Annotated in this window: 21 protein-coding genes; 12 read left to right on the forward strand and 9 right to left on the reverse strand. The window is 68.8% G+C overall.

Going from position 1 to position 18,890, the window contains the following annotated elements; genetic code table 11:
• Positions 1 to 311: 311 nt before the first annotated feature.
• Positions 312 to 734 (forward strand): Hsp20 family protein, encoded by a 423-nt coding sequence (locus tag G5B46_RS10150; RefSeq protein ID WP_165258368.1) that lies wholly within the window; start codon positions 312 to 314, stop codon positions 732 to 734.
• 78 nt (positions 735 to 812) lie between these two features.
• A complete protein-coding gene (locus tag G5B46_RS10155; protein ID WP_110122192.1) occupies positions 813 to 1,079 on the forward strand; it encodes a DUF1150 family protein in 267 nt (88 codons plus the stop codon).
• 100 nt (positions 1,080 to 1,179) lie between these two features.
• On the opposite strand, the gene G5B46_RS10160 is transcribed toward G5B46_RS10155, so the two are convergent.
• A complete protein-coding gene (locus tag G5B46_RS10160; protein WP_165258369.1) occupies positions 1,180 to 1,971 on the reverse strand; it encodes a SapC family protein in 792 nt (263 codons plus the stop codon).
• Positions 1,972 to 2,141: 170 nt separating this feature from the next.
• Entirely contained in the window at positions 2,142 to 4,184 is a 2,043-nt protein-coding gene (locus G5B46_RS10165; protein WP_165258935.1) for a TonB-dependent receptor, read from the reverse strand.
• Positions 4,185 to 4,333: 149 nt separating this feature from the next.
• On the opposite strand from G5B46_RS10165, the gene G5B46_RS10170 reads away from it, so the two are divergent.
• The 4 genes from G5B46_RS10170 to G5B46_RS10185 all read left to right on the forward strand — a co-directional run bounded on the left by G5B46_RS10170 (position 4,334) and on the right by G5B46_RS10185 (position 6,548).
• Positions 4,334 to 5,146 carry a phosphatase PAP2 family protein gene (locus G5B46_RS10170; protein WP_240903431.1) on the forward strand — a complete coding sequence of 271 codons (813 nt, stop codon included), beginning with the start codon at positions 4,334 to 4,336 and terminating at the stop codon, positions 5,144 to 5,146.
• Between the two features lie 92 nt (positions 5,147 to 5,238).
• On the forward strand, positions 5,239 to 5,682 hold the full coding sequence (locus G5B46_RS10175; protein ID WP_165258371.1) for a hypothetical protein: 444 nt from the start codon (positions 5,239 to 5,241) through the stop codon (positions 5,680 to 5,682).
• A gap of 13 nt (positions 5,683 to 5,695) precedes the next feature.
• Complete coding sequence (locus tag G5B46_RS10180; RefSeq protein ID WP_165258373.1) at positions 5,696 to 6,088, forward strand: hypothetical protein; 393 nt, start codon at positions 5,696 to 5,698, stop codon at positions 6,086 to 6,088.
• Positions 6,089 to 6,098: 10 nt separating this feature from the next.
• Positions 6,099 to 6,548, forward strand: a complete 450-nt coding sequence (locus G5B46_RS10185; RefSeq protein ID WP_165258375.1) for a hypothetical protein — start codon at positions 6,099 to 6,101, stop codon at positions 6,546 to 6,548.
• Positions 6,549 to 6,612: 64 nt separating this feature from the next.
• Here the strand turns inward: G5B46_RS10185 and G5B46_RS10190 are convergent, their stop codons facing one another.
• From G5B46_RS10190 to G5B46_RS10205, 4 genes are all read right to left on the reverse strand, one after another.
• Positions 6,613 to 7,839, reverse strand: coding sequence for an argininosuccinate synthase (locus G5B46_RS10190; protein ID WP_165258377.1), 1,227 nt, complete (start codon positions 7,837 to 7,839; stop codon positions 6,613 to 6,615).
• A gap of 175 nt (positions 7,840 to 8,014) precedes the next feature.
• Complete coding sequence (locus G5B46_RS10195; RefSeq protein WP_165258379.1) at positions 8,015 to 9,442, reverse strand: serine hydrolase domain-containing protein; 1,428 nt, start codon at positions 9,440 to 9,442, stop codon at positions 8,015 to 8,017.
• 89 nt (positions 9,443 to 9,531) lie between these two features.
• Complete coding sequence (locus G5B46_RS10200) at positions 9,532 to 9,894, reverse strand: hypothetical protein (protein ID WP_165258381.1); 363 nt, start codon at positions 9,892 to 9,894, stop codon at positions 9,532 to 9,534.
• Positions 9,895 to 9,908: 14 nt separating this feature from the next.
• Positions 9,909 to 11,900: a potassium transporter Kup gene (locus G5B46_RS10205; protein ID WP_165258383.1), complete on the reverse strand. Its 1,992-nt coding sequence runs from the start codon at positions 11,898 to 11,900 to the stop codon at positions 9,909 to 9,911.
• A gap of 175 nt (positions 11,901 to 12,075) precedes the next feature.
• On the opposite strand from G5B46_RS10205, the gene G5B46_RS10210 reads away from it, so the two are divergent.
• The 3 genes from G5B46_RS10210 to G5B46_RS10220 all read left to right on the forward strand — a co-directional run bounded on the left by G5B46_RS10210 (position 12,076) and on the right by G5B46_RS10220 (position 14,339).
• Complete coding sequence (locus tag G5B46_RS10210) at positions 12,076 to 12,525, forward strand: Rrf2 family transcriptional regulator (protein ID WP_101720319.1); 450 nt, start codon at positions 12,076 to 12,078, stop codon at positions 12,523 to 12,525.
• Positions 12,526 to 12,768: 243 nt separating this feature from the next.
• Complete coding sequence (locus G5B46_RS10215) at positions 12,769 to 13,377, forward strand: flavodoxin family protein (RefSeq protein ID WP_165258385.1); 609 nt, start codon at positions 12,769 to 12,771, stop codon at positions 13,375 to 13,377.
• Positions 13,378 to 13,538: 161 nt separating this feature from the next.
• Positions 13,539 to 14,339, forward strand: coding sequence for an SDR family oxidoreductase (locus tag G5B46_RS10220; protein WP_165258387.1), 801 nt, complete (start codon positions 13,539 to 13,541; stop codon positions 14,337 to 14,339).
• Here the strand turns inward: G5B46_RS10220 and G5B46_RS10225 are convergent.
• Positions 14,336 to 14,668 (reverse strand): hypothetical protein, encoded by a 333-nt coding sequence (locus G5B46_RS10225; RefSeq protein WP_165258389.1) that lies wholly within the window; start codon positions 14,666 to 14,668, stop codon positions 14,336 to 14,338. The genes G5B46_RS10220 and G5B46_RS10225 overlap by 4 nt on opposite strands.
• Before the next feature lie 21 nt (positions 14,669 to 14,689).
• On the reverse strand, positions 14,690 to 15,388 hold the full coding sequence (locus tag G5B46_RS10230; RefSeq protein ID WP_165258391.1) for a MarC family protein: 699 nt from the start codon (positions 15,386 to 15,388) through the stop codon (positions 14,690 to 14,692).
• 88 nt (positions 15,389 to 15,476) lie between these two features.
• Between G5B46_RS10230 and pyrF the strand changes: the two genes are divergently transcribed.
• On the forward strand, positions 15,477 to 16,166 hold the full coding sequence (gene pyrF / locus G5B46_RS10235; RefSeq protein ID WP_165258393.1) for an orotidine-5'-phosphate decarboxylase: 690 nt from the start codon (positions 15,477 to 15,479) through the stop codon (positions 16,164 to 16,166).
• A 64-nt stretch (positions 16,167 to 16,230) separates the two neighbouring features.
• On the opposite strand, the gene ald is transcribed toward pyrF, so the two are convergent.
• Complete coding sequence (gene ald / locus G5B46_RS10240; RefSeq protein ID WP_165258395.1) at positions 16,231 to 17,355, reverse strand: alanine dehydrogenase; 1,125 nt, start codon at positions 17,353 to 17,355, stop codon at positions 16,231 to 16,233.
• A 120-nt stretch (positions 17,356 to 17,475) separates the two neighbouring features.
• Here ald and G5B46_RS10245 point away from each other — a divergent pair, with 120 nt between their 5' ends.
• A complete protein-coding gene (locus tag G5B46_RS10245; protein WP_165258397.1) occupies positions 17,476 to 17,949 on the forward strand; it encodes an Lrp/AsnC family transcriptional regulator in 474 nt (157 codons plus the stop codon).
• 69 nt (positions 17,950 to 18,018) lie between these two features.
• Complete coding sequence (locus G5B46_RS10250; RefSeq protein ID WP_165258399.1) at positions 18,019 to 18,879, forward strand: carbonic anhydrase; 861 nt, start codon at positions 18,019 to 18,021, stop codon at positions 18,877 to 18,879.
• Positions 18,880 to 18,890 lie beyond the last annotated feature (11 nt).

Consider the following 18,890-nt stretch of genomic DNA (forward strand, 5'->3'; position numbering starts at 1 on the left):
GAGATCCAACCGAAGCAAGGGCCTTTCGGCCCCGGTTCCGAGCGTCTTCGTCAGCGCCGTTCCGAGGAGGAGCGCATATAGGCCCGTGACCGGATGATGACAAGCGCCAACCCGCACGCATCCACAGGTCTGATGTTAGGTCTGGTGTTTTGGCGCCGCGACGGACGGTCGCGCCGCCCCTCCCTCTCCTATCTATGCCTTGAACCCCGCCCCCGGCGTCGCCACTTCAAGCCTACGATCGCGGACCGGGGCGCCGCTGCAGGGCTCCGGACCTCCGCGAACGAAGTCGCTTTGATGCGTAAGGACTTCGCATGACCCGGACGATCCTGTTCGACAGCCCCTTCCTGCTGGGCTTCGAACACACCCGAGACCTGATCGAGCGCGCCGCCAAGGCCGCCGGTGAAAGCTATCCGCCCTATAATGTCGAACAGACCGACGAGGGCGTGCGCATCACCCTGGCCGTGGCCGGCTTCTCTCCCGACCAGCTGCAGGTCACCGTCGAGGGCGGCCAGCTGGTGGTGGCCGGACGCCGCGACGGCGACACCCGCGCCGACGCCGACCGCGCCTATCTGCACCGGGGAATCGCCGCCCGCGGGTTCGTGCGCACCTTCGTCCTGGCCGAAGGCATGGAGGTTTCGGCCGCCACGCTCGAACACGGCCTGCTGCATGTCGACGTCGCCCGCCCGCCGCCCGAGCGCCAGGTCAGGCGCATCCCCATCCGCTCGCAGGGCTGAGGCCCGAAACAACACTCACGCTCTCCTGCCTGAACCGCAGGGACTTCGGAGCGTTCCCCTATCGAAGGAGGTGGTCACATGACGCCCAATTCGCACACGCCGTTCTTCTCGACCGAGGCCTTCGCCGCGCTGGGCGCGCCCGACCTCGTCTATGTGCGCCCGATCAAGGCCGCCGAGATTCTCGCCGACGCCCCCGAGGGCGTGGAGGACTTCGACCTGGCGCCCGACCAGACGCTGTATGCGGTATGCCGGGCCGACGGCGCCCGCCTGGCGGTGCTGACCGACCGCGACGCGGCCGTGGCCGCCGCCCTGGCCCACGAACTGGCGCCGGTGTCGGTGCACTAGAGGCGCACCACACAAAGAGCCCGTCCAAATGAAAAGGGCGGCGGATCCTGCGATCCGCCGCCCTCTTTCTTTGTTCCCAGGGTCGTCCCTAGCGCGAACCTCAGTTGAGGTTGGCGGCCGGGGCCTGCGACTGGCGGAACATGGTGATGGCGATCAGGCGATCCCAACCGACCAGCGACACCAGGTGCGCGTAGATCTGGGCCAGGGCGCCCGAAGCCTGAAGTTCCTTCAGCTTCTCGACCGGCAGGGCGTTCAGCTTCTCTTCCGAGACGCCGTAGTACTCGGCCACGGTCTGCGGCTCGCCTGGCTGACCGTCCGGACCGGCCGGCGTGTAGGTGGCGGTCTTCAGTTCGAAGAGGTCGTTGTCCTTCAGCAGCTGCACGAACGAGTCGGTGCGGCGGCGTTCGACTTCGAAGTCGTCGCAGAACTTGATGCAGTTCTGGGTGTATTCGGTCGGCTCGCCCTTGGCGTCGAACAGCGGGGTCTCGCCGGCTTCCGACAGCAGGCTCGAGGCGCGGTCGATGCAGACGATCATCCGGCCTTGCGCGTCGTCATTGGCCAGCACGAACGGATAGCGGCGGACATAGGCCGGGATGTAGACGCCGATTTCGGTCGAGCCGTCGGCGTGGATGAACAGGTTCTCGCCCTGGTTCAGGCCCATCACGGCCAGCGGGGTGCGCTCGTCGCCGGCGAAGATGATCGGGTAGGACAGGCCGGCCGGACCGAACTCGGTCACGGTCAGCGGCACGGCCGTGCCGGCCGCGGCGAAGGCGTAGGGCTTGTCCTGGTGGACGAGCGCCAGCTTGCCGTGCTGATCGCGGTTCAGCGGTTCGGGCGTCGAGTAGAAGAGAACGTTGCCGGTGATGCCGCCGGCGGACTGGGTCGTTTCCATAAGAAGCTCTACAAGCAGGGCTGAAAGAACGGACGCTCTATCGCTCTAGGCGGCCTTGAGGTGGTCAGCGCTTCTAGCCGATCTGCGATATCCCGGCAATCGACACGTCCAGACGGAGAATCGCCCCCGCGACTCTCGCGTCCGAAGCGAGAGCCGCGGGGCCTTCGGCCCTAGAACTTCCAGGCGATCCCGGTGCGGATCGACCGGCCCGGCGAGGGCGCGATGTCCTTCAGGAACGAGGCGTGCTCGCGCACCTCCTCGTTGGTCAGGTTGCGGCCGTCGACGAACCAGCGCAGCGGCTTGTCGTCGAAGGGCTTGATCGTCACGCGCAGGTTCACGGTGGTGTAGGCGTCGGTCGGCAGCTCGAAGGTCGCCACCCGGTCCTGCTCGGCCACGTGACGCACTTCCAGTTCGGCCTCGACGTTCGAGGCGCTCCAGATCGCCCGGCCGGTCAGCGACCACGGCGGCACGCGCGCGGGCACGCCAAGATCGGTCTCGCCGCGCACATAGTCGGCCACGCCTTCCAGGCGGATCGACTGGTCCTTGCCGCGCCAGGCGTCGTAGCCGACCTCCAGCTCGGCGCCGTGGAACTTGGCGCCGGTCTGGAAGTACTGGAACACCGGCAGGCTGTCCTCGATCTCGCCGGTCGGAGCCTCCTCGATGAAGTTGTCGTACCAGGCGCCCCACAGGTGGCCTTCCACGCGCAGGCGCGGACCGGTCCAGCGGTAGGTGGCCTCCAGCGAGGTGACGGTCTCGGAATCCAGGCTGTCGTCGCCCTTCTCGTAGCCGCCGGTGCCCGGGTGCGGGCCGTCGGCGAACAGCTCGAACTCGGTGGGCGCGCGGCCGTTGCGCGACAGGGTCAGGGCGTAGAACTGGTGCTCGGCGGGCTTGTAGAACACGCCCAGCGACGCCGAGACGTTGTCGAAGTCGCGCTTCTGGGTCGCCGTCTCCAGCGAGCGGGTGTCGAAGCGCAGGCCCGCGTCCACGCCCCAGTCGCCGCGATCGAAGCGCTGCAGGGTGAAGACGCCGTACTCCTTGATGTCGACGCTGGGCACGAAGGCCTCGTCGCCGATCGCCTCGAAGCTGCGGGTCAGGGCCTGGAAGCCGATGGCGCCCTGGTGGCCGTCGTGCTCGCGGTGGACGAGCTCGACCCGGCCCTCGGTGCCGTCGGACAGGAAGCGGGTGCCGACCTCGCCGTCCTCGACGCTGACCTCGGCGTGCTGGTAGTCGGCGTGGCCGATCGAGACGCGCACCTTCTCGAACCACGGCGTGTCGAGCTCCTGCTCGCCGCGCAGGTCGTAGCGGGTCTGCTGCAGGTGGATCGAGACGGGGCCCTCGGCGTCCGGGTCGATGGGCGACAGGATCTGCTGGTAGGGCACGCCGTAGGTGGTGTCGGTGCGCTTGACCGACAGGCCGACGAAGCCGCGGTCGTGCACGTAGGAGACGCCCGCGCCATAGGCGTCCATCTCGACGTCGGTGTTGCGCACGGTCTTTTCCGGGTCGACGGTCAGGCCGTCGCGGGCGGCCAGGCGCGAGGAGACCGGAGCCACCGGCACGTCGTAGTCGTCGCTTTCGCGGTGCACGGCGTCGACCGCGAACACCAGCGGGCCGGCGTTGAACTTGGCCGCGCCGCTGACGCCCCAGCCGCTGTCGACGCTGGACATCGAGCCGGCGACACGGCCTTCGACCGGCGCGCTGGCGCGGGTGGACGGCACGCGCTCGTCGAGCATATTGACCACGCCGCCGATGCCCGAACCGCCATAGGCCAGGGTCGAGGGACCGCGCAGCACCTCGATGCGCGAGGCTTCGGCCGGGTCGGAAGCCACCGCGTGGTCGGGCGACAGGGCCGAGGCGTCGACCTGGCCGACGCCGTTCTGCAGCACCATCACCCGCGGGCCAGACAGGCCGCGGATCACCGGGCGCGAGGCGCCGGGGCCGTAGAAGGTGGAGCGCAGGCCCGGCAGGCCGTTCAGCACGTCGCCGAGGCCGGCCGGCGGGGCGACGTCGAGCTTGTCGCGGGTGACGACGTTGACGCTGCTGGTCACGGTGTCGAGCGAGACGGCGTAGGGGGCGGCGGTCACCACCACCTGCGAGACCGCGTTGGCCGGATCGGTGTCGGCGGCGGGCGGGGCGGCGGTGTCGGCGGCCCAGGCGGGCGCGGCGGCGGCGAGGGCCAGGAGGCTGGCGGCGGCGAGCGCCTGGCGACGGACCATGGAACGGGTCATGGACGGAATTTCCCAACTTGCCGGGGGAGCGGCAAAGATTGCGTTATGAAATAACATATCCTCGCGTCAATCCGCTTTCTCTTGACGCAGCCAAGTCGTCTCGCTCTGTGTCCAGACGACCTCACTTCGGGCTTTCCATGATGCGTTTTTCCTCGCTCGCCTTCGCCTCCGCCCCCATTTCCGCCGCATTGCTGCTGGCCGCCTGCGCGCCCTTGTCGGGCCAGGCGCCGGCCAAGACCTACGCCCAGGCCGGCGGGTCGACGACCTGGACGAAGCCGCCGAAGGGCTACCTGACCCTGGCCGAGCCGTTCGACGCCCCGGACATCGTCGGCCCGCCCCCGGCTCCGAACTCGCCGCGCGGCAAGGCCGACCGCGCCGCCTATGACGACACGCGAAAGCTGGCCGGCACGCCGGCCTGGGACAAGGCGATCGCCGACGCCGACCTTTCGGGGGCGGGCGGCTTCAAGAGCTTCTCCTGCGCCGCCAAGGTGACGATCAGCCCGGAGAAGACCCCGACCCTGGCCAACCTGCTGCTGCGCATGACCGACGACGCCGGCACCATCTATCGCCCGGCCAAGCAGGCCTTCTCGCGCCCGCGCCCGCCGGTGGGCAACAGCAAGCCGATCTGCGTGCCGCGCGAGAAGTGGATCGAGACCGAGGGCTCCTATCCGTCCGGCCATGCGCTGATCGGCTGGTCGTGGGGCCTTGTGCTGGCGGAGCTGGTGCCCGACCGCGCCGCCCAGATCACCGCCCGCGGACGCGAGTTCGGCGACAGCCGGGTGATCTGCGGCGTGCACTTCCCCAGCGACCTGGAGGCCGGCCGCCTGCTGGGCGGGGTGATGGTCTCGCGGCTGCATGCCGACCCGGCCTTCGCCGCCGACCTCGAGAAGGCCAAGGCCGAGATCGCCGCCTCCCAGGCCGAGGGCCCGCCGACCGGTTGCGACGGCTGATGCTCGCGCAAAGGAAGCGCGCCGACATCGCTCAACTTTGAGCTTGAGACCCTCCCGAAGCGGCGCCACCTTGGCGGCCTTCGGGAGGGACCATGTTCGAGACCATGCGACGGCCGGCGATCGCCCTGGCCTGCACTCTGACGCTCGGCGGCTGCGCGGTGTTCGCCCCGCCGTATGACCCCACCCTCGATAGCAAGATCACCACCGCCTACGAGGGCGTCGCCAAGCTGGCGGCCGAGGCCGAGATGGGCCTCTACGTCGACAAGTCCACCTATCCCGGCAAGATCGAGTCCTACGCCGACATCCAGGCCGCGCTGGCCGTGGCGGCCGTGCGCGCCGCCTCCCAGCCCTACGCCGCCAAGCCGGCCCAGAAGGCCATCGACATCGAGGTGTCTCTGATCAAGGGCTGCAGCGCCCAGGTCCAGGGCCTGGCCCAGCTGCATCAGCTCCAGGGGATCGTCCCCAACACCGGCGCGACCACCGCGATGATGGTCAGCTGCGATCAGGCGGCCAAGGCCGTCACCGCCATGAAGTGAGGCCCGGCGCCCGATGACGACCGACTTTTCCACCCTGCAGATCGACGACGTCGACAGCCTGGTCTCGGTGCTGGAACAGCAGCTGGGCGACACCGCCACCGACTGGTGGAACGCCAACAAGGCCGTGGTGCCGGGCTATCTCCGCAGCCTGGCCGAAGCGACCATCCAGACCCGCACGGCCCTGGCCAATCACCAGATCACGCCCGAAGCGGCCGACATGATCCTTCACAACCAGGAACTGGCCTTCAACCAGACCATCCAGTTCACGAAGTTCATGACCCTGGCGCTGGGCCAGACCCTGCTGAACACCGTGTTCAAGGTCATCGGCTGGGTGGTCTACAACAAGACCGGCGTCAACATCGCGCCCAACCTGGTGCAGCCGACCACCGAGACGGCGGCGAGCTGACGACCACGGCATGGTTCGCGCCGCGCACCTGGCGCTTCTCGCCGTCGCCCTGACGGCCAGCGGCTGCGTCCATTCTCCGGCAAGGACCGCCAGCGGCCAGCCCTTGGCGGTCGCTGACCCCGCCGAATGCGCGGTGATAGAGCGCCTGGCCAGGTCGATCACCGGTCCCGTGCAGGATGTCGCCGATCCCGCGCCGCTGGACGGCATGTTCACCGATCGCCGCGCGACCCTCGCCGACGCCAGGCGGAAACAGCGTCGCGCCACCTTGTGGAGCTGCCAGGGCCTGCGCCCTCGGCTGGCCGACGAGGGCTACGCGTTCAGCCGGGTCGCCATCAACGCCGACGGCGACTACGCCGCGCTCGAAGTCCAATGCGGGCTTTGGTTCATGTACCGCGAGAAAGGCGGCCGCTGGCGCGTCGACACCACCTATGTCTCGGTTCACGGCTGCCACGCCCTCTAGGCGACCAAAGAAAAAGCCCCGCCGTTTCCGGCGGGGCTCGTTCCTATCGAAGCGGCGATGCGCCTCAGCCGCGCTGGTCGCGCTTGGCCAGCACGCGCAGGCGCAGGGCGTTGAGCTTGATGAAGCCGCCGGCGTCGCGGTGATCGTAGGCGACCTTGCCCTCTTCGAAGGTGACCAGGTCCTGGTCGTACAGCGAGTAGGGGCTGGTGCGGCCGATGACCGTGACATTGCCCTTGTAGAGCTTCACGCGAACCTGGCCCGACACCTTGGTCTGGCTGTAGTCGATGGCGGCCTGCAGCATCTCGCGCTCGGGCGAGAACCAGAAGCCGTTGTAGACGAGCGAAGCGTACTTCGGCATCAGCTCGTCCTTCAGGTGCATGGCGCCGCGGTCGAGCGTGATGCTCTCGATGCCGCGGTGGGCGGCCAGCAGGATGGTGCCGCCCGGGGTCTCGTAGACGCCGCGCGACTTCATGCCGACGAAGCGGTTCTCGACCAGGTCGAGACGGCCGATGCCGTTGTCGCGGCCCAGCTCGTTCAGCTTGGTCAGCAGGGTGGCCGGGCTCATCGCCACGCCGTCGATGGCGACCGGGTCGCCCTTCTCGAAGTCGATGGTGATGATCGTCGGCTGGTCCGGCGCATCCTCGGGAGCGATCGTGCGCATGTGGACGAACTCGGGGGCCTCGACCGCCGGGTCTTCCAGGACCTTACCTTCCGACGAGGAGTGCAGCAGGTTGGCGTCGACGCTGAACGGGGCTTCGCCGCGCTTGTCCTTGGTGATCTGGATCTGGTGCTTCTCGGCGAAGTCCAGCAGGGCCTCGCGGGACTTGAAGTCCCATTCGCGCCAGGGGGCGATCACGGTGATGTCGGGCTCGAGGCCGTAGTAGCCGAGCTCGAAGCGGACCTGGTCGTTGCCCTTGCCGGTGGCGCCGTGGCTGACGGCGTCGGCGCCGACCTGGCGGGCGATCTCGATCTGGCGCTTGGCGATCAGCGGACGGGCGATCGAGGTGCCGAGCAGGTACTGGCCTTCATAGACCGTGTTGGCGCGGAACATCGGGAACACGAAGTCACGCACGAACTCCTCGCGCACGTCTTCGATGAAGATGTTCTCGGGCTTCACGCCGGCGGCCAGGGCCTTGGCGCGGGCCGGCTCGATCTCTTCGCCCTGGCCGAGATCGGCGGTGAAGGTCACGACTTCAGCGCCGTACTCGGTCTGCAGCCACTTGAGGATGATCGAGGTGTCGAGGCCGCCCGAATAGGCGAGCACGACCTTCTTGACGGGCTTCTGGGCCATGTCGGGGGTCCTTGTCGAAGGCGAAAACACAAAGTCGCGGGGCGTTTAGCGCGCTTTTGCGACGAGGGAAACAACAGGCTCCTGATCAACTATCAACACCCATCATTCCCGCCCGGGAGCCAGGAACATCCACCGCCACCGACGGCCCGCGCCCAAGCAGCCGGATCGGCGCCGGCTAAGGGCGGATTGCGGGCCTTCGCTCGCCCTGGGGCGAGAACCGCTCCGCCACGAACTGACTGATGCGCCCGGCCAGGAACGGCGGGGCGACGTTGCTGAGCGTAACGATCACCCCTTCGCCTCCGTCTAGAATCCGCAAGTCGCCATTCATCCCCGCCGCGCCGCCGCCGTGAGCAACCATCGGCGGCTCGGCGGTTCGGATGAAGAGGCCATAGCCGTACTTGCCCCCGCGCCCGTCCTCGGCCTGGGGGCTGGTCATCAGCTTGAGATGGGCTGCGTCCAGCAGGCGGCCGTCATAAAGCGCCGCCGCGAACTTCAGGAAGTCCTCGGCCGTCGAATAGCCGCCGCCCGCCGAGGTCCCGCGCCACGGCAGACCGCCGGCCGGCTTGTAGGCGTCACCGACATGCTCGTAGGCCACGGCGCGATCCGGCACGGCTGTCGTCTCAGGCTCGAAACCACTGCCAGTCATGCCCGCCGGCTTGAAGATATGGTCGGCCACATACTCGTAGTAGCTCTGGCCGGAGACGACCTCGATCACCCGGCCCAGCAGGATGTAGCCGTAGTTGGCGTACTCCCACTTGGCGCCCGGCTCGAAGGTCGGGGACCGCGCGCCATGGAGGACGACGTAGTCCTGCAGCGTGCGCAGGGTGTCGCGGTTCTTGTCGTACTCGGGGCCGAAGAAGTCGCCCGCGCCTCCGGTATGGGTCAGCAGCTGGTGCAGCGTGACCTTCCGCGCCCAATCGACGTTCGGATAGTCCTTCAGATAGGCGGCCAGCGGCGCCTGGAGGTCCAGCTTGCCCGCCTCAGCCAGCTGCATCACCGCGACGGCGGTGTGCATCTTGTTCATCGAGCCGACCCGGAACCTTGTCGCCTGGGTGATCGGGATCTTGCGCTCGCGGTCGGCCAAGCCCTGGGCGAAGACAGCGAAGGGCTTGCCCCTACGGGCTATCAGCACCACGCCCGAATAGTCCTCGCCCATGAGGGCCAGCTTGTCGGCCACGGCTTTGGCCAGGGCGGCGTCGTCGAGACGCGGATCAGCGGGAATTTCCGCGGGGCGCGGCATGACCCGCGCGTCCAGCCTCTTGATCTGGCCGGGCGCGGCTGGGTCGGTCTGGATCTCGAGCCGGGCGTAGCCCTCGCCGTAGCGTTCGCGCACCAGGGCCGTCAGGGTGGTCGGCGTCGCTGTCTCGACACGCACGAGGTCGAAGCCGCCGACCTGGCGCCCGAAGCCCACAAAGCCGTCGCCGTCGATCGGTGATGTGGGGAAACGATCCTTGATGAACGCCGCCGCGGTTGCCCGGTCGCGAGCGTTCAGCGCCTCCAGATAGGCCCTGGCCGCCTCGCCCGCGGGCGTCGAGGGCAGGACGGCCTGAGCAAAAGCAAGACCAGGCAGAGCGAGCACGGCAAGGGCGAGGGCGAAGCGCATCGATCGATCCACTTGAGGTTGCTCAACGTTCACCTCAACGGCGCGGCGCGTCCAGAGGGGCCGACGGTCCGACTAACGCCTGAAGACCCTCACAGCCGGATCTTGCCCTCCTGGGCCAGCTGGTTCAGCGCCCGCCGCACCTGGGTCAGGTGGATGACCGCGAAGATCGCCGCCAGGGTGGCGCGCAGACCCAGCATGATGATCGACATCGTCAGCTCGTCGGCCTGGCGGCTCTCGACCAGCAGGTAGAGGCTGATGGCGAAGGCGCCGGCCGGCAGCAGCACCAGGGCCGGTCCCCGCGGCAGGCGCAGCAGGGTGTCGCCCTTGGGCGACCAGGCCACCGGGGTGGCCTCGCCCTTGGGGATCTTGCTCCAGGCCATGCGCGAGGCCCCGGCCATGATCGACAGGGCCAGGATCCAGAGCACGTCGCCGATGACGCCGAGAATATCCATCTACGCGGTCAGCCTTACACGGTTACCTGAGCGCCGAGCTCGACGACGCGGCCAGGCGGGATCTTGAAGAAGTCGGTGGGGTTGGCCGCGTTCTTCATCAGGAAGATGTACAGCCGGTCCTGCCAGAGCGGCATGCCCGAATTGGCCGACGGCACGATCGAGCGCCGGCCCAGGAAGAAGCTGGTGGCCATGATGTCGAACTTCAGCCCCTGCTGCTTGCGCAGCAGCGCCAGCGCCTTGGGCACGTTCGGGCTTTCCATGAAGCCGTAGTAGATCTCGACCTTCTTGAAGTCGTCGTTGACCTTGAAGGTCTTGATCCGATCCTCCTCGGGCACGCGCGGCGTCTCGGCCGTGCGCACGGTCAGCACCACGTTGCGCTCGTGCAGCACCTTGTTGTGCTTGAGATTGTGCATGAGGGCGACCGGGGTCATGTCCGGGTCGGAGGTCAGGAAGATCGCCGTGCCGGGAGCGCGGTGCGGCGCGCGGGCCCGCAGGATCTCCATCAGGTCGGCCAGGGGCACGCTGTCGCGCCGGGTCTTCTCGCTGAGGATCTGGCTGCCGCGCACCCAGGTGGCCATGACGGTGAACAGGGCCGCGCCGATCAGCACCGGCAGCCAGCCGCCGGTGAAGAAGCGCAGGGCGTTGGCGCTGAGGAACACCAGGTCGAGCGTCATGAACGGCAGCAGGAAGGCCAGGGCCGCCGGCAGCTGCCACTTCCACAGCTGGCGCATGACGATGAAGGCCATGGCGGTCGTGACGACCATCGTGCCGGTCACCGCCAGGCCGTAGGCGTGGGCCATGGCCGACGAGGTCTTGAAGGTGAACATCACCGCCAGCACGCCCAGCAGCAGCATGGTGTTGAGCTGCGGCACGAAGATCTGGCCCGACTGGGTCTCGGAGGTGCGGCGCACGTCCATGCGCGGCAGGAGGCCCAGCTGGATGGCCTGCTGGGTCAGCGAGAAGGCGCCGGTGATCACCGCCTGGCTGGCGATGACGGTGGCGGCGCCGGCCAGGATCACCAGCGGCAGGCGCAGCACGTCGGGCGCCATCTCGAAGAACCAGTTGAGCTCCTGGAACGGCGTTCCCGACTGCTCGGCGGCGACCAGGGTGTTCAGCGCCAGGGCGCCCTGGCCCAGATAGTTCAACGCCAGGCAGGGCAGCACGAAGAACAGCCAGGCGGCCTGGATCGGCCAGCGGCCGAAGTGGCCCATGTCGGCGGTCAGGGCCTCGGCCCCGGTCACGGTCAGGAACACCGCGCCCAGCACGATGAAGCCGGCCATGCCGTGATGCTGCAGGAAATGGACGGCGTAGTAGGGGTTGATCGAGCGGAACACGCCGGGATGGGCCAGCAGGTTGTAGACGCCCAGCACCGCCATGACGGTGAACCACAGGGCGCAGACCGGTCCGAACAGCTGGCCGACCTTGGCCGTGCCGCGGCTCTGGATGAAGAACAGCCCCAGCAGCATCACCGTGGCGATCAGCAGCACCACCTCGGTGGTGATGCCGCGCTCGAGCGCGGGAATGGTCCGCAGGCCCTCGACCGCCGACAGCACCGACATGGCCGGGGTGATCACCGCGTCGCCGTAGAACAGCGCCGCCCCGATCACGCCCAGGCCGAACACCAGGGCCGTGCGACGGCCCATGGCGCGCTGGGCCAGGGCCATCAGCGACAGTACGCCGCCTTCGCCCTTGTTGTCGGCGCGCATGATGAACAGCACGTACTTGATCGTCACGACCAGGATCAGCGCCCACAGGGCCAGCGACACCACGCCGAGGATCTCCGCCCGGGTCACCCCGTCGGCGGCCGCCGTGTGCAGCGCCTCCTTGAAGGCGTAGAGCGGGCTGGTGCCGATGTCGCCGAACACGACGCCGACGGATCCCAGGGCGAGCGCGAACGTGCCATGGCCCTTGGGACCGTGACCATTTGAACCCGCTTGCTGGGGAATGTCGCACGCCGCGACGGAGGCGTTCTCAGTGTTCGAAACGCCGGAGGCTTCGGAAGCCATTCAATCCCTCCGGGACCGCGCCCTCGAAAATCTCGCGCGAAGCCCCATATCGATCAAGCGGCGCGCGATACACCCAATCCGATCCGGGTTCAATCGCGACCTTGGCCGCGCGCCTTTACGGTTTTTGTTTCAACGCTTGCGTTCCCCCCTTACGTTCCGGACTTAACAGAAGATCATGTCCGACAGTCAGAAGTTCCCCGTCGCCGCCCACGCCCTGGCCTATCTGGCGCACAAGGAGGCTTTCAGCCCCGACCGCGCCGTGGCCAGCGCCGAACTCGCGGCCTCCGTCCCCACCAATCCGGTGGTGGTGCGGCGCGTCACCGCCATGCTCGGCAAGGCGGGGCTGATCGGCGCGCGCGCCGGCGCCAACGGCGGCGCCTGGCTGCTGAAGCCGGCCCAGGACATCACCCTCGACACCGTGCTGCGGGCCGTCCACGGCTGCGCCAACCTCGGCACCGCGCCTCCCGGCGTGAAGGGCTGCCCGGTCGGGGCCCGCATTCCCGACGCCGTCCGCGCGGCCCTGATCGCCGCCGACGCCGCCGCCGCCGAGCGCCTGTCGCGCATCTCGGTGGCCGACCTGCTGGCCGACCCGGCCGAGCGCGAGGCCGTCCTGAAGAGCGCCTGAGGACTCGTCGGGACGCTTCTCCCACGCCGGTCCGATTTTTCCTCCGAGCATACCCCCTTCGCGGGGAAGGACGGATTTCTAGACGCGCCGCCCCCCCCTGAGCGCACCTGAAAGCCTCCCGCAGAAAAACTGCACCCGAAATTGTTGCTGATCCCCTGGCGCCGGCCGCGGGCGCTATTAAGTAATCGCTACCGATACAGTTTCTGTTCGGACAACATCATTCTCCTTGAGGGGACCACCGCCATGACCACCAAGGTCGCCATCGTCTATCACTCGGGCTACGGCCACACCGCCGTCCTCGCCGACAAGGTCGCCCAGGGCGTCCGCGACGCCGGCCAGACCCCGGTCGTCCTGCCGATCGAAAGCGCCAGCCAGGACTTCAAGCCGATCCTCGACGCCATCACCGAGGCCGACGCCGTCGTGTTCGGCGCGCCGACCTACATGGGCGACGTCTCGGGCGTGTTCAAAGTCTTCGCCGACGCCTCCTCGGCCGCCTTCTTCACCGGCGCCTGGAAGGACAAGCTGGCCGCGGGCTTCACCAACTCGCACAGCTTCGCCGGCGACAAGGGCCACGCCCTGGCCAGCCTGACGATCCTGGCCGCCCAGCACGGCATGAACTGGATCAACCTCGGCGTCCCTCCGCCGGCCGTCACCGCCGCTGAGCGCGGTCCGGAGACGATCAACCGCGTGGGCTCGTTCGTCGGCGTCGCCGCCCAGTCGGACAACGCCTCGCCGGAGATCACCCCGCCGGCCGGCGACCGCGAGACCGCCCGCCTGCTGGGCGTGCGCGTGGCCGAGGCCGCCGTCCGCTGGACCCGCGGCGCCCAACCGGCGCTGAGCGACGCGGCCTAAGACTTCAGGCATCAGGCGCGCCCTACCCCTCCCCCAAGGGCGCGCCTTCGCGGAGGAACGACCGACCCGCCCTCCCCCAGGTCGTTCCTCCGCCCCGCTTGAACCGGATCGGCGGGCGTGCTCGACTCCTGTGACGCTTTGCTTGCAGGACCTTCGACTCCATGGCCCGCCGCCTCGCCCTGATCACCGGCGCCTCCGCCGGCATCGGGGCCGCCTTCGCCCGCATCTACGCCAGCCACGGCTATGACGTGGCCCTGACCGCCCGCCGGCTCGACCGGCTCGAGGCCCTGGCGGCCGAGATCCGGATGCGCTTCGGGGTCGAGGCCTACGCCATCTCGGCCGACCTGGCCGATCCGGGCGGCGTGGATACGGTGCTGGCCGCGATCGCCGCCGAGGGCCGCGACATCGACGCCCTCGTCAACAACGCCGGCTACGGCCTGCCCGGAACCTTCGACAAGACCAGCTGGGCCGACCAGTCGGCCTTCCTGCAGGTGATGCTGACCTCGGTCTGCGAGATGACCCACAAGGTGTTGCCGGGCATGGTCGAGCGCCGGTTCGGGCGCATCGTCAACGTCGCCTCGCTGGCCGGCCTAGCGCCCGGTTCGGCCGGCCACACCCTCTATGCGGCGACCAAGAGCTTCCTGGTGAAGTTCTCCCAGAGCCTGCACCTGGAGAACCTGGCCAACGGCGTGCACGCCAGCGCCCTGTGCCCCGGCTTCACCCTGTCGGAATTCCACGACGTCAACGGCACCCGCGCCCAGGTCAGCCAGAGCCTGCCGGCCTGGATGTGGCTGGGCGCCGACGAGGTCGCCGCCGCCGGCTACGAGGCCGCCGAGGCCAACCGCCCGGTCTGCGTCACCGGCACGCCCAACAAGGCCATCGCCGTTCTGGCCAAGCTGATCCCCGACGAATGGGCCCTAGCCCTGATCGCCAGCCAGGGCGGGAAGTTCAGGAAGGTCTAGAACAGGCCAAGGACGAAGAGGGCGACGCCCAGGACCAGGGCCGGGATCGACCAGGCCTCCATGGGAAGGGACAGGAACTTGTTTCGCGCCCGATAGAGCAGCCGATAGCGCAGATCACCCCGGAAGGGATTGAGCGCGCGCCGGTTGATGCGCGATCCGCCGATCCAGTTGGCGACCGCCGCCAGGATCCACCCGACGCCCCAGAGCCATGGCGCGTCCGAAAACGCCGCGTCGCCGACCGTGAAGCTGACGATCGCGCCAAAGACGCCGAACACGCCGATCAGGAAAAGCAGCGAGAAGAAGCCTCGCCCAGTCCACCAGAAAACCAAGTCCGCCCCCGTACCTGAAACCTACTTCTCCGCCGTGTACGGCGCCTTGGCGTCGGCCCGGATCAGGCCGCGCGTGGCGTCGCCCACGCCGATCAGGACGAACTGCACCGCGAGGGCGCAGAGGATCAGGCCCAGCACCCGCACGACGATGCTCATGCCGATGCGGCCCAACACCTTGCTGATCACCGGCGCGGCCCAGAAGGTGGCGACCAGCACCACCGACACCGCCGCGATGACGCCGACGCCCAGGGCCATGCCGGCCAAACCGAGGTGCTTGGCCTCGCTGGCGTAGATGATCACGGTCGAGATCGCGCCGGGGCCGATCAGCAGCGGCATGGCGAACGGCACGATCAGCCGCTCGAACCGCTTCTTGGCGTAGACCCGCGCCGACAGCGGCTCGGTCTCGCCCTCGGCGGCGTCGGCGAACATGGTGGTGAAGTCGTCGCGCACCATATCCAGGCCGAGGATGAACAGGATGATGCCCCCGGCGATGCGGAAGGCCGGCATCGAGATGCCGAAGAACTCCAGCAGGGAAACCCCGGTGAAGTAGAAGAACACCAGGAAGGCCAGCACGAACAGGCCGATATAGACGGCCACCATCCGCCGGCCGGCCGAGGCCGCGCCGATGGTGGCGGCGGCGAACAGCGGCACGTTGCCGATCGGGTCGATCAGGGCGAACAGCGCGACGAAGAAGTTGACGGCGAGTTCGGCCTGGCTCATTCGACGTCCTCAACCTTCATGACCGTGCGGGAAACGTCGCTCTCTCTAGAGCGATGCGGCCTCGCGCGCCAACACCGGAGCTCCGCCCATGACCGCCGATCCGCGCCTGATCATCCCGCTGGACCTGCCGACGGTCGCCGACGCCCGGAAAATGGTCGAGCGCATCGACGACGCCGCCTCGTTCTACAAGATCGGCCTGGAGCTCCTGGCCACCGACGGCATGGCCTTCGCCGGCGACCTGAAGAAGGCCGGCAAGCAGGTGTTCCTCGATTGGAAGCTGCACGACATCGGCGCCACGGTGGAGCGCTCGGCCCGGGTGCTGGCCGGGGCCGGCTGCGACCTGCTGACCGTCCACGCCGAGCCGCAGGTGATGCAGGCGGCGGTGAAGGCCAAGGCCGGCTCGGACCTGAAGATCCTGGCCGTCACCGTGCTGACCAGCCTGACCGACGCCGATTTGATCGAGATGGGTTACGCCTTCAGCGCCCGCGCCCTGGTCGAGCGGCGCATCCGCCAGGCCATCGAATGCGGCGTCGACGGCATCGTCTCCTCGCCGCACGAGGCGGCGCTGGCCCGCGAGATCGCCGGTCCGGACTTCCTGGTGGTGACGCCGGGCGTGCGCCCGTTCTGGGCGGCCAAGAACGACCAGGCTCGCGCCGCGACCCCGGCCGACGCCCTGAAGGCCGGCGCCAGCCACCTGGTCTGCGGCCGCCCGATCACCGCCGCCAACGATCCGCGCGAAGCGGCGCTGAAGGTGATCGAGGAAATGGCGGGGCTGTAACCCCACGATCGTCGTCATCCCGAAAGCCGCGCAAGCGGCTTCCGGGATGACGGAGGTTGGGTCGTTACAGCTTCGAGCCGCCCCAGACGCCGAACGGGTCGACGAAGTCCTTGACCAGGGCCTGGGCCACGGCCGGGTGGGTCAACTTGCCGCCCAGCACGTTGAGGCCGCGCGCCAGGTGGACGTTGTCCTCCAGGGCGTCGAGACCCTTGTCGGCCAGGGCCAGGCCGAACGGCAGGGTGGCGTTGCCCAGGGCGTCCGACGAGGTGCGCGGGGCCGCGCCCGGCATGTTGGCCACGCAGTAGTGGACGACGCCGTCGACCGTGTAGGTCGGCTCGGCGTGGGTGGTCGGATGGCTGGTCTCGAAGCAGCCGCCTTGGTCGATCGACACGTCGACCAGCACCGAACCCGGCTTCATGCGCGACAGGTGCTCGCGGCGCACCAGCTTCGGGGCGGCGGCGCCGGCCGTCAGCACCGCGCCGATGACGACGTCGGCCTTGAGGATCTCCTCTTCCACCGCGTCCAGGGTCGAATAGCGGGTCAGGATGCGGCCCTGGTACAGGTCGTCCAGTTCGCGCATGCGCGGGATCGAGCGTTCCAGCACCACGACCTCGGCGCCCAGGCCGGCGGCCATGCGGGCGGCGTTGGAGCCGACCACGCCGCCGCCCAGCACCGCCACGCGGGCCGGCGGCACGCCGGGCACGCCGCAGAGCAGCAGGCCCATGCCGCCATTATGCTTGAGCAGGGTCTCGGCCGCCGAGAACACGGCGATGCGGCCGGCCACTTCCGACATCGGGGCCAGCAGCGGCAAGCCGCCCTTGGCGTCCGTGACGGTCTCATAGGCGATCGCCGCGCAGCCGCTCTTCAGCAGGCCTTCGGTCTGGGCCGGATCGGGCGCCAGGTGCAGGTAGGTGAAGAGGATGTGGCGCTCGGTCAGGCGCTCCCACTCGACCTTCTGCGGTTCCTTGACCTTCACGATCATCTCGGCGCCGGCGAACACCGCGTCGGCGTCCGGAGCGATGCTCGCGCCGGCCTTCACATAGGCCTCGTCGGCATAGCCGGCGCCCAGGCCCGCGCCCTGCTGCACCAGCACCTGATGGCCGTGGGCGACATATTCGCGGACGGCGGTAGGGGTCAGGCCGACCCGGTGCTCGCCCGGTTTGATCTCGGAGGGGACGCCAACGCGCATGATGTTTCCTCGCTTTTTAGCTTTAACGCTGGTGTACGCCTCTACGTTCGCATGTTTCTTGGTTCTTTCGTCCTTCAAAGAACGTGGTATGCAGGAATCCTGCGCAAACGGAGCCATTCGGTGAAGAAATCCCCGGTCACGCTTGATGTGTTCGACCGAAAGATCCTCCGCCTGCTCCAACGCGAGGGGCGGGCCAGCTATGTCGACATGGCCAAGGCGGCCAATCTGTCGGAGTCGGCGTGCCTGCGCCGGGTGCGGGCCCTGGAGGACGCGGGCGTCATCGGCCGCTACGCCGCGGTGATCGACGAGCGCGCCGTGGGCCTGCCGCTCAGCGTCTTCGTCACCGTCACCCTGTCGTCCCAGGCCGAGGCCGCGCTGACCGCCTTCGAGAAGGCGGTGGCCAATGTGCGCGAGGTGGCCGAGTGCTATCTGATGACCGGCGGCTCGGACTACCTGCTGCGGCTGGTGGTGGCCGACGTCGACGACCTGGAGCGGGTGCACAGCCAGGAACTGACGCGGATCCCCGGCGTGGTGCGGGTCAGCTCGTCGATCGCCATGCGCACCGTGGTCAAACGCGTCGAATTGCCGCTCTGAACCGGGCTTGGCCTCCGGTTAACTCCCAGCCCCTAGGGTCGCGGCGTCTTATCGTTTCCGGGGGCGACCATGGTTTCTCGACGCATCCTGCTGGGCGGCCTGGCCGCCGGCCTCGCAGCCCCCGTGCTGGCCCATGCCGAAGGCTACCAGGAGACCAAGACCCCGCCGGTGTGGAAGCGCAAGGCGCGCCGCACCGCCAAGGCCCTGTCCACCCAGCCCGGCGACAAGGCGGCCCTCGACAAGGCGCTGAAGACGGTCAAGCCGCTGGAGGGCGCCGAACCGGAAGCCCCGACCGCCGTCTCGGGCGTGCAGGTGCAGCCGGCCAAGCCCATCCCGAGCATCAGCCCCGACGAGGTCCTGGGCCGGCTCAAGCAGGGCAATGCGATCTTCGCCCGCGGCGGCGCCAGTCTCGTTCTGCCGTCGGCCGCCCGCATCGGCGAGCTGGCCGCGGCCGAGCGGCCCTTCGCCGTGGTCGTCGCCTGCAGCGACAGTCGCGTGGCGCCCGAACTGCTGTTCAACTGCAATCTGGGCGACCTCTTCGTGCTGCGCGCCGCCGGCCCGACCGTCGGTCCCGAGGCCCTCGGGGCCATCGTCTACGCCGTCGACACCCTGGGCGCCTCGCTGGTCGTGGTGCTGGGCCACACCAAGTGCGGCGTGGTCGGCGCGGCGGTCGACGCGGCCACCCGCAAGACCCGCCCCACCGGCGTGTTCGAGGCCATGCTGGCGCCGATCCTGCCGGCGGTGTTCGACGCCCAGGGCGAGAAGGCCGCCGACCTGCACGACGCGGCCGCCCGTCGCAACGCCCGCAACATCGCCTCGCGCCTCAAGGTCGCCGACGGCATCCTGGCCGAGCGCATCGCCCAGGGCCGTCTGAAGATCGTGCCGGCGACCTACGACCTGACCACCGCCCAGGTCGCCTTCGAGGCGTGATCCGGAGCGGT

Source organism: Caulobacter sp. 602-2 (genome assembly GCF_011043625.1).
GTDB lineage: Bacteria > Pseudomonadota > Alphaproteobacteria > Caulobacterales > Caulobacteraceae > Caulobacter.

Bases quoted from the DNA above. Each gene is read 5' to 3' on its own strand.
- G5B46_RS10150 (WP_165258368.1), top strand. From the start codon at position 312: ATGACCCGGACGATCCTGTTCGACAGCCCCTTCCTGCTGGGCTTCGAA.
- G5B46_RS10155 (WP_110122192.1), top strand. From the start codon at position 813: ATGACGCCCAATTCGCACACGCCGTTCTTCTCGACCGAGGCCTTCGCC.
- G5B46_RS10160 (WP_165258369.1), bottom strand. From the start codon at position 1,971: ATGGAAACGACCCAGTCCGCCGGCGGCATCACCGGCAACGTTCTCTTC.
- G5B46_RS10165 (WP_165258935.1), bottom strand. From the start codon at position 4,184: ATGGTCCGTCGCCAGGCGCTCGCCGCCGCCAGCCTCCTGGCCCTCGCC.
- G5B46_RS10170 (WP_240903431.1), top strand. From the start codon at position 4,334: ATGATGCGTTTTTCCTCGCTCGCCTTCGCCTCCGCCCCCATTTCCGCC.
- G5B46_RS10175 (WP_165258371.1), top strand. From the start codon at position 5,239: ATGTTCGAGACCATGCGACGGCCGGCGATCGCCCTGGCCTGCACTCTG.
- G5B46_RS10180 (WP_165258373.1), top strand. From the start codon at position 5,696: ATGACGACCGACTTTTCCACCCTGCAGATCGACGACGTCGACAGCCTG.
- G5B46_RS10185 (WP_165258375.1), top strand. From the start codon at position 6,099: ATGGTTCGCGCCGCGCACCTGGCGCTTCTCGCCGTCGCCCTGACGGCC.
- G5B46_RS10190 (WP_165258377.1), bottom strand. From the start codon at position 7,839: ATGGCCCAGAAGCCCGTCAAGAAGGTCGTGCTCGCCTATTCGGGCGGC.
- G5B46_RS10195 (WP_165258379.1), bottom strand. From the start codon at position 9,442: ATGCGCTTCGCCCTCGCCCTTGCCGTGCTCGCTCTGCCTGGTCTTGCT.
- G5B46_RS10200 (WP_165258381.1), bottom strand. From the start codon at position 9,894: ATGGATATTCTCGGCGTCATCGGCGACGTGCTCTGGATCCTGGCCCTG.
- G5B46_RS10205 (WP_165258383.1), bottom strand. From the start codon at position 11,900: ATGGCTTCCGAAGCCTCCGGCGTTTCGAACACTGAGAACGCCTCCGTC.
- G5B46_RS10210 (WP_101720319.1), top strand. From the start codon at position 12,076: ATGTCCGACAGTCAGAAGTTCCCCGTCGCCGCCCACGCCCTGGCCTAT.
- G5B46_RS10215 (WP_165258385.1), top strand. From the start codon at position 12,769: ATGACCACCAAGGTCGCCATCGTCTATCACTCGGGCTACGGCCACACC.
- G5B46_RS10220 (WP_165258387.1), top strand. From the start codon at position 13,539: ATGGCCCGCCGCCTCGCCCTGATCACCGGCGCCTCCGCCGGCATCGGG.
- G5B46_RS10230 (WP_165258391.1), bottom strand. From the start codon at position 15,388: ATGAGCCAGGCCGAACTCGCCGTCAACTTCTTCGTCGCGCTGTTCGCC.
- pyrF (WP_165258393.1), top strand. From the start codon at position 15,477: ATGACCGCCGATCCGCGCCTGATCATCCCGCTGGACCTGCCGACGGTC.
- ald (WP_165258395.1), bottom strand. From the start codon at position 17,355: ATGCGCGTTGGCGTCCCCTCCGAGATCAAACCGGGCGAGCACCGGGTC.
- G5B46_RS10250 (WP_165258399.1), top strand. From the start codon at position 18,019: ATGGTTTCTCGACGCATCCTGCTGGGCGGCCTGGCCGCCGGCCTCGCA.